This window comes from Limnospira sp. PMC 289.06 (genome assembly GCF_032350395.1).
Lineage (GTDB): Bacteria > Cyanobacteriota > Cyanobacteriia > Cyanobacteriales > Microcoleaceae > Limnospira > Limnospira platensis.
In genome coordinates, this window is sequence record NZ_JARPLC010000168.1 from 1 (window position 1) to 8,121 (window position 8,121).

Here is an 8,121-nt window from a genome sequence, read left to right on the forward strand (position 1 = left end):
GCTGGCTTCCCCACTAGGAGGTGATTTCAGGCATCACAGCCTTATTTGGTCTCCTCAACATTTCGCACTCTCTACTCATTGTTATCATGGGGTCATAACTTCCCATTCAAAACAGTTTGTTTTATGACCTTGAGTTCCCTGCCTTGTTTGGAGAGGTTGAGTTCCAAACGTCGGGACATATAAACAGTTATGGGGATGGTCAGAGACGAGCCTCTTATATCCAGACTCGGGGCTGGATTCCCCACAGGGTGGTTATTTCAGGCATCTCAGCCTTATTTCATACCCGAATCGTCCGATACGAGGCAGCAAGACGTATAGCCTTACCTTTCCACCCCATGAAGGGAAAGCCATCGCTTAATCCAAAGATTGGCTGACTGTTCTCAAACAGGGGAAACAACAACCCAACAACAAACCGCCCACCCTGTAGGGGCGGGTGCTGAGATACGCCGCGCAAAAAACCAGCCAACTTTTTCTGTGATATTGAAATGCCTCGTATGGACGGCTTGGAACTTCTCTCCGGAATGCAGAAAGACCCACAACTCGAAGGTCTACCTATTGCTATGTTAACTTCTAGGGGCGCTGACAGACACCGCCAGATGGCTTATCAATTAGGCGCGAGAGGCTATTTTACTAAGCCTGCGCCTGTACGATGAACTGGAGCCGCGGGGCGAATGTTACGCGCGTACTTTGTGGGAAACCGGCGATCGCTAAAGCATAATTTAGGGGCGGGTTGCCGTAAGTTTCTCATGATTATGGAATAATCACAACCCGGTTGCGTCCGTCTGCTTTGGCGCGGTAGAGAGCAGCATCAGCCGCCTGGATTAGGTCTATACCTATACTACCATGCTTGGGAAAGGCTGCCACACCGAAGGAGGCGGTGATACTGCCTAAATGTTGACCACCACTGGCTACTACAAGGGAGGCGATCGCCTCTCTAATTTGTTCAGCCCTCATGGAAGTATTTTCTAGGGAAGACCCCGGCAAAATTAGGGTCATTTCTTCACCCCCATAGCGACAAGCAACATCATATTCTCGCACCTTCTGTTTCAGCAGTTCTCCCACTTTTTGTAATACATAATCCCCCGCATCATGACCGAATGTATCATTAAAATGCTTAAAATTGTCTATATCCATCATGATGACCCCAATGGGGTGCTTTTGCCGTTGGGCTCGGGCTATTTCCTGACTCAAATATTCCTCTAAATAGCGACGATTAAAAAGTCCGGTGAGAGGGTCACGGATGCTCTGATGTTCCAGAGTGGCGCGGAGGTTTAAATTGGCGATCGCCATCCCTATCTGTTCCGCCACCGTACTCGCCGCCTGCTGTTTTGCCTCAGATAAAGCCGTCGCCGAATCTGTACTTAGATAAAACAAACCCAAAGTCTCTCCCTGAGCCATCATCGGAACACACAATGTGCAAGAGAGGGTAGAACTTACCTGAATATGTCGGCAAAAAATACCCCCTTTTTCATGATTACATAAATGTACCCTTCCCCGGCGCAAAGCCCAACAATCTTTCGGCACAAAAACCGAGACTGAGGTGCATTCTTTTCCCCAAGAAGAAATCATTTCCAGCGAGTCCCGGGAAGCCGCCATCAAAAAAATTCCGCCAGCACATTCTGGGAAAAGGGGTTCTAGCAAATAGCTAATCGCTTCACAGGCTTCTTGTACAGTCAAAGCCGCCTGCATAAAGTCGCTAATTTCACTCAAAAGCAACATTTCTGCATGGCGTTGATCTAGTTCATTGATCCGATTATTCAATTGTTCGTTTGCTAGACTTAGGGCTTTTTCCGATTGTTTAATTCCGGTGATATCACGGAAAGTCACCGCGAAACCATCCCCTAATTTGACCGAAATATTTTCAAACCAAAAGTCAATGCCATACTGGTTATAATAAAACTCTTTTTTCACGGATTTTTCCGATTCTACCACTTCCACATAGTGTTCAAATAAGCCACTTTCTTGATACTCTGGCAATTCCTCCAGTAACCTTTTCCCAATTAACTCATCTGCTGATTTACCGACTACTTTACCAGCGCTAGGATTCACCAATAACCATTCAAAATCAATAATCTTACCCTGTTCATTCCGAACCGAACGAAACGCCATAATCCCATATTCGGAACTATTCAGAATCCCACTAAGCTGCATTTCCGAAGTTTTTAAGGCTTCTTGAATACTCACCAGTTGACTAATATCAGTTAATAAGCTAATAGCCCCCACAAAGTTACCTTGGTTATCTAACTGATGCGTAGTAGAAACGATCGCCCACAAAGCCGTCCCATCTCGGCGTTGAAATTTACAGGTATGCTGTTCCTGGATACCTTGCTTTCTCCTTTCGAGGTAGTTTTGGGTTTGAAGTTGCTCTGAGGAGTTCAAGAAGTCTATCAACCCCATACCTATCATTTCCGATGGAGTATAACCCAGCATATCTGCCATTCGTTGATTCACAAAGGTAGTTTTAGCATCCCCATCAATTATCCATACCCCCTCTAGGGTAGTTTCAATAATGCGGCGATAACGCGCCTCGCTTTCTTGTAGTGCAATTTCCGACTTTTTGCGATCGCTAATATCAATATGACAGCCTACCATCCTCATAGGATTACCATCATCGTCCCACTCAATCACCTGTCCAGAACACACCACCCAAACCGTCGAACCATTTTTGTGGCGATATCGAACTTCGTTGTAGTAGGGGATTTTACCACGACTTTTTATATGTTTTTCAAAACAGTCTAATACTCCCGGCAAATCTTCTGGAAAAAGCAGGTTTTGCCAACTTTCGGGGGAGTTGGGCAGTTCGTGATCCTCATAGCCAAACATACGCTTAAAGCCCGGACTAAGGTATTCTGTATTGCCGGAAATATCCCAATCCCAATATCCGGCTAGGATGATATCTAAAATATTATCTAATAGTTTCACTTCTCGGCTAATAGATTCAGCCTGTTGTCGCATATCTTCCGCGCGGATATGTTCCTGTTCTAATTTTTTTTGTAGGGTGATATCTTGGATAGTTCCATCAGAACAAATTGGCTGATTATTCTCGTCATAAAGGGTATCGCAATATTCTTGTGCATACTTAATTCTACCATCATTTAGTAAAATGCGGTAACTAATACTATAGGACTGGCGATCGCATAGATGTTGGTTATACATATCATTTACTAAATCGCGATCTTCTGGATGTACAAAGCTGAGAAATTCATCGTGGGTATAGCTAAAATTTTCTGGTTCAATTTCAAAGAACGCAAACACCTCGTCTGACCATAATAATCTCTGGGTTTTGTGATCAAGTTGCCAAGTACCAAGTCCCGCTATTTTTTGGGCTTTCCGCAGTTTCGTTTCCGTGGTTCTTAATTCTGCCTCTATCCGGGTTTTTTCCTGTAATTCAATCTGTAACTGTTGATGGTTAGTGGCTTGTTGAAGCTCGATAGCTAATTGTACAGATAAGGCTCGTAGTAGTTCGATTTCTTCGGCTTTCCATTGCCGTGGATGTTCACTTTCAGTTACATTAAGCAGCCCCCAAAGTTGTTCACCACACAGCAGAGGTAGTATAATTTTAGCGCGGGTATGAAGCCGGATCAGCATCTCTCGGTGACAGTCCGTCATTTCTGTAGTATAAATATCCGAAACTACCCTAATCTTTCCTTGGCGATAAATCTCCGCCTGGCTTTGCTTAAAACAGGTATCTGCGATGCGTTCTCCTATCAAAGAAACCGGCGAATTAGTAGACTCTGCTACCACTACCGTTTCCCAATCATCGCCAAACCGCCAAATATTAACGCGATCGCATTTTAGCACCTGTCGCACTTCCTCAACCGTAGTATCTAAAATCGTCTGTAAATCTAGGGAGGAGCGAATTTTAGTAGCCAATTCTGAGATTAACTTTTCCCCTTCAGCCCGCTTCCTTAATTCAGCAGTCCGCTGTTTAACCTGTGATTCTAATTCAGCCGCCCGATTTTCTAGGAGTTTGAATTTTTCCGATTCTAGCCGCGAGACTTTCTCCTCTAGCACCTCCGCCAATTTGTATAATTCCAACGGATTAAAACATTGCAGTAAACTGGTTTGCGTGACAATTCCTAATAGTTCCCCCCTTTCTCCCGTGACTATCCCCCGGCCGATTCGGCGTTGTTCCATTAGTTGCTGAACTTCCCATAAATTCTCCTTTGGTCTAATGGTAAATAAAGGGGAACTCATCATATTGGCAGCCCGGATATTTTCCCAGTTTAAACCCAAGGATTGAAACTGCAATAAATCTCTCTCCGTCAAAATTCCGAGGGGAATTTGCATAGCATGATCAGCATCACCCTGAGTTTCCACAATGACCACACAACTAACCCGTCTTTCCGACATTAAGCGGGCTATTTCTAACATGGTCTGATCACAGTTAGCAGATACAACATTGCGGGTCATGACTTCCGAGACTAACCGCAACCGCAATAAGTCAATGGGGCGCATCAATTTTCGCAGACTCTGATGGGTAACCAATCCCACTAAGCGATCGCTATCATCAACTATAGGTAAATGTCGAATCCGGTGCTTTTGTAGTAAGTTAATGATAGTGAGTGAATCCGTAAGTTCTGATTCCCGTAAAGTAATGACAGATGGAGTCATTACCTCCTCAATTAGTAACTGTCCCAGATTTTGCTGTTGAGCAGCTAGACCCACAATATCGCGCTGTGTAAGGATACCAACCACCATTAGGTCTTGCAACACTATCACACAGGTTGATCGGGCTTCTAGGTCCGGTTCTGACTCGGATATTGATATATTATCAGTCATCTGACACTGAAGGCGGACACCACTCATAAAGGCGATCGCTTCCATGACAGTTAAATCACCTGATACTATCAAAGGATCTCGAATTATGGCTGATTTTACTTCTGGTTGCATAGCTGATATCAATAAAATTTCACTGGTGAATATATTTTTATCTAATCAAGACACAAACCTGACGAGAGTTGGGCTTATCCGATTATATAATATTTAGGGGTAGATTGCCATCAGCATTTATAAGCAACCCATAACCAGAGCAATTTACCTTGAGTTTCTAGCTTTTTCATCCCCAGCCGCCCAAGCCGCCGCCGCTGTTTCCGCCGTAATACTAACTACCCTATAAAAGGCGATCGTCCCCAATAAAATACCTGGTGCAATTGAAGATTCTAATAATCCTAAAACCGTAGCTTCAAACACTCCCAAACCTCCGGGAGCCCCCGGAACCACCAACCCCAATAACCAGGCCAAACTAAAAGCACCAAAAACCCTCGGCACTTCCAGCCAATTAAAATAACCCATAGCCAGCAGAGTTAGAATAAACCCAATTCCCCGTAATCCCACAAATACCAACTCTCCTAAAAACGGCTTAATCGGATAGCGTTGTAGTTGTATAGTATCCGTGTATTTATCTTTAAAATCACTAAAATTTTCCGACCTTAATTTAACTCTACCCAACCACCCTAAAACCGGATTTAAAAGCCGAGGATGAACAGCAGCCAAAACCACAATTAAACATAAAATCTGCAACCATAAATGAGCAGATTCGAGAGTGATTAAAGCTATAAACAAAGCTGCTGCCGCCATCAATAAAGGCTCCAACAAAACACTTAAAGTAGCTATACCTAAAGCTATTCCCGCATTTTTAGTAGCTACAATACGCCCATAAAAATGCCAAATATTACCAGGAATATACTTAGCGATGTTAGTCTTTAAATAAATCTGGATACCCCGGCGAAAATCAATCCCTTTATCCCCCCCATATTTCAACTCTGTTAAAATCCATAACCACACCCAGGCAGACCATATATGAGCCAGAAAAGTGACCACCCAAGCCACAGCTAAATATCCCCAACTTTTGCCAGTAATTTGCAGTGCTGCCACCTCTCGCCAGTGGTTTTTAATAGCCGTAGCCAGGAAAAATAAAGTAATGCCCAAAATCAGCCAACGTAACCAAGGTTTACACCGAGATATATAGGATTTCAAAACTTAACCCTCAGTCGATTAAACCTGCCAAAAGCATCAAAAGGATAGCTAGAGACTACCCGACCGGCACCGATAAAATGTTCCGCATAATATTTACTAACGGGATTATTGGCGTGCCACAAATCATCATAACCAATACCATTATTACCATGTTCTGGCCCCGAACTATGTATATATTTACCATCACCCAAATAAAGGCCGACATGAGTAGTTTTAGATGATGTCCCAAAAAAAACTAAATCCCCTGGCTTCATTTCCCAGATAACTGGTGGTATAGGTTGAACAAACCCCTGTTGTTGATAAGCGTCTCGCGGTAGCCAAATACCCTGCCCAGAAAAAGCAGCTTGTATCAAACCCGAACAATCATAATTTGGCCCTAGCGTCCCTCCCCATAGGTAAGTATTACCAATTTTGGCAGCTTCGTGACAAAATGCGATCGCCTTATTTATACCCTGGTTAATCTTTTGGGGTGATATAATTGTCCGGGGTAATGGTGATGGTGACTTTAGCAAATGTTCAACATCCCCCGCCGCCAACCAACCTGGGTAATCATCCTCCCACAGTTGCACAGGTATAGCTAACATATCCTCAGCGGTGTTAACCTCAAATAGGCGCAGGTGTCGTCCAGTCGCCGCCTGAGTTGCCAGAGTCCTACACTCAGGAGAATCATAAATATTCAGATCACCTTGGCATTTATACTCAACTGGGAGTAGCTTTAATGGCACTGTATTAGGGGAAAGCTGCCCCAAAATATCCGATAATCCGTCAATGACCATATTTGTCACCAATATTTAAAACTAATTTCCTGTTATGGCATTTTTCCATCCAGACCCAAAGATACAAACTCTTGGCACAGGTATTATAGAGGCAACCCGGAGTAAATTTCCAGCACTAAGCGCCAATCAAATAGCCATGACCTGGGTAATTTATGACCCCCCAGTTTCTGTAAATACCGGAGGCGCACTTACACCCGAAGAATTTTGGAAATATCCCGTTAGGGGGTTTGCATATCGGGGAATTGAACGCATTTATCCAGCCAGTGTAGTTAAATTATTTTACTTGGTCGCTGTATACGAGTGGGTGGAAAAGAGGATGTTGCAAATCTCTCCAGAGTTAGAACGTGCCATTAAAGACATGATTGCACATTCTAGCAATGATGCTACCAGTTTAGTCGTGGATGTGTTAACTGGAACCACCAGCGGCCCCGAATTATCACCTGGTCCCTTCGAGACTTGGAAATATCAACGAAATATCATTAATCGCTATTTTCAATCCCTGAATTGGCCGGAACTTGAATCAATTAATGTTAACCAAAAAACCTGGGGTGATGGTGCTTATGGTAGAGAAAGGGCTTTTTTAGGGGAACTGATGGAAAACCGTAATATGCTGACAACTAATGCCACCGCTAGGCTAATACATAGCATTGTCGGAGGCGTAGCAGCATCTTCAGAAGCATCTCAAACAATGATGCAATTGATGCACAGAAATCTTGACCCGGTAGCCTTAGCAGAAGACCCCGAAAATCAGGTTACGGAATTTTTCGGGGAGGGACTACCTGAGAATGCTAATTTATGGTCAAAAGCCGGCTGGACTTCTCAAGTTAGACATGATGCAGCTTATATTGAAATTCCCGATTTGCCACCTTATTTATTAGTAGTTTTTACCGAGGGCAAATCCCAAAGTAAAAACCCGGAGATTTTACCCTATATTTCTCAATTGGTGGTAGCTGCTATGAGAGACAGTATAGGCGACTTCCTACCGCCAGCCTGAATTTAACCATAGGGTGCGTCAAACCCACCAGTGGTGCGTCAGGCCTCAACATCTCAGGTTAAAATTATGATTTATCTATCTGACGCACCCTACCTGACGTACCATTTCCCAAAGCACATCAAACCGTAGGGTGCGTCAGACCGGCAAATATTATCACCCAAAGGAAGCATATAGCCACCTGACGCACCATTTCCCAAAGCACATCAAACCGTAGGGTGCGTCAGACCGGCAAATATTATCACCCAAAGGAAGCATATAGCCACCTGACGCACCATTTCCCAAAGCACATCAAACCGTAGGGTGCGTCAGACCGGCAAATATTATCACCCAAAGGAAGCATATAGCCACCTGACGCACCATTTCCCAAAGCAT

4 protein-coding genes and 1 pseudogene are annotated in these 8,121 nt (G+C 43.9%); 2 read left to right on the forward strand and 3 right to left on the reverse strand.

Annotation, left to right across the window (positions count from 1 at the left end; all coding sequences use genetic code 11):
• Positions 1-464 precede the first annotated feature (464 nt).
• Positions 465-653 (forward strand): annotated as a pseudogene (locus P5674_RS21830) (response regulator); the annotation flags it as partial.
• A 97-nt stretch (positions 654-750) separates the two neighbouring features.
• Here the strand turns inward: P5674_RS21830 and P5674_RS21835 are convergent.
• From P5674_RS21835 to P5674_RS21845, 3 genes are all read right to left on the reverse strand, one after another.
• The gene (locus P5674_RS21835; protein ID WP_315670277.1) at positions 751-4,893 is read right to left on the reverse strand and encodes a diguanylate cyclase; all 4,143 of its coding nucleotides are present in this window, start codon (positions 4,891-4,893) and stop codon (positions 751-753) included.
• A 144-nt stretch (positions 4,894-5,037) separates the two neighbouring features.
• Positions 5,038-5,979, reverse strand: a complete 942-nt coding sequence (locus P5674_RS21840; protein ID WP_014275373.1) for a lysylphosphatidylglycerol synthase domain-containing protein — start codon at positions 5,977-5,979, stop codon at positions 5,038-5,040.
• Positions 5,976-6,755, reverse strand: coding sequence for a C40 family peptidase (locus P5674_RS21845; RefSeq protein WP_014275374.1), 780 nt, complete (start codon positions 6,753-6,755; stop codon positions 5,976-5,978). Before P5674_RS21845 ends, P5674_RS21840 begins: the two co-directional genes overlap by 4 nt.
• 34 nt (positions 6,756-6,789) lie before the next feature.
• Between P5674_RS21845 and P5674_RS21850 the strand changes: the two genes are divergently transcribed.
• Positions 6,790-7,749, forward strand: a complete 960-nt coding sequence (locus P5674_RS21850) for a serine hydrolase (protein ID WP_035737048.1) — start codon at positions 6,790-6,792, stop codon at positions 7,747-7,749.
• Positions 7,750-8,121: the final 372 nt, after the last annotated feature.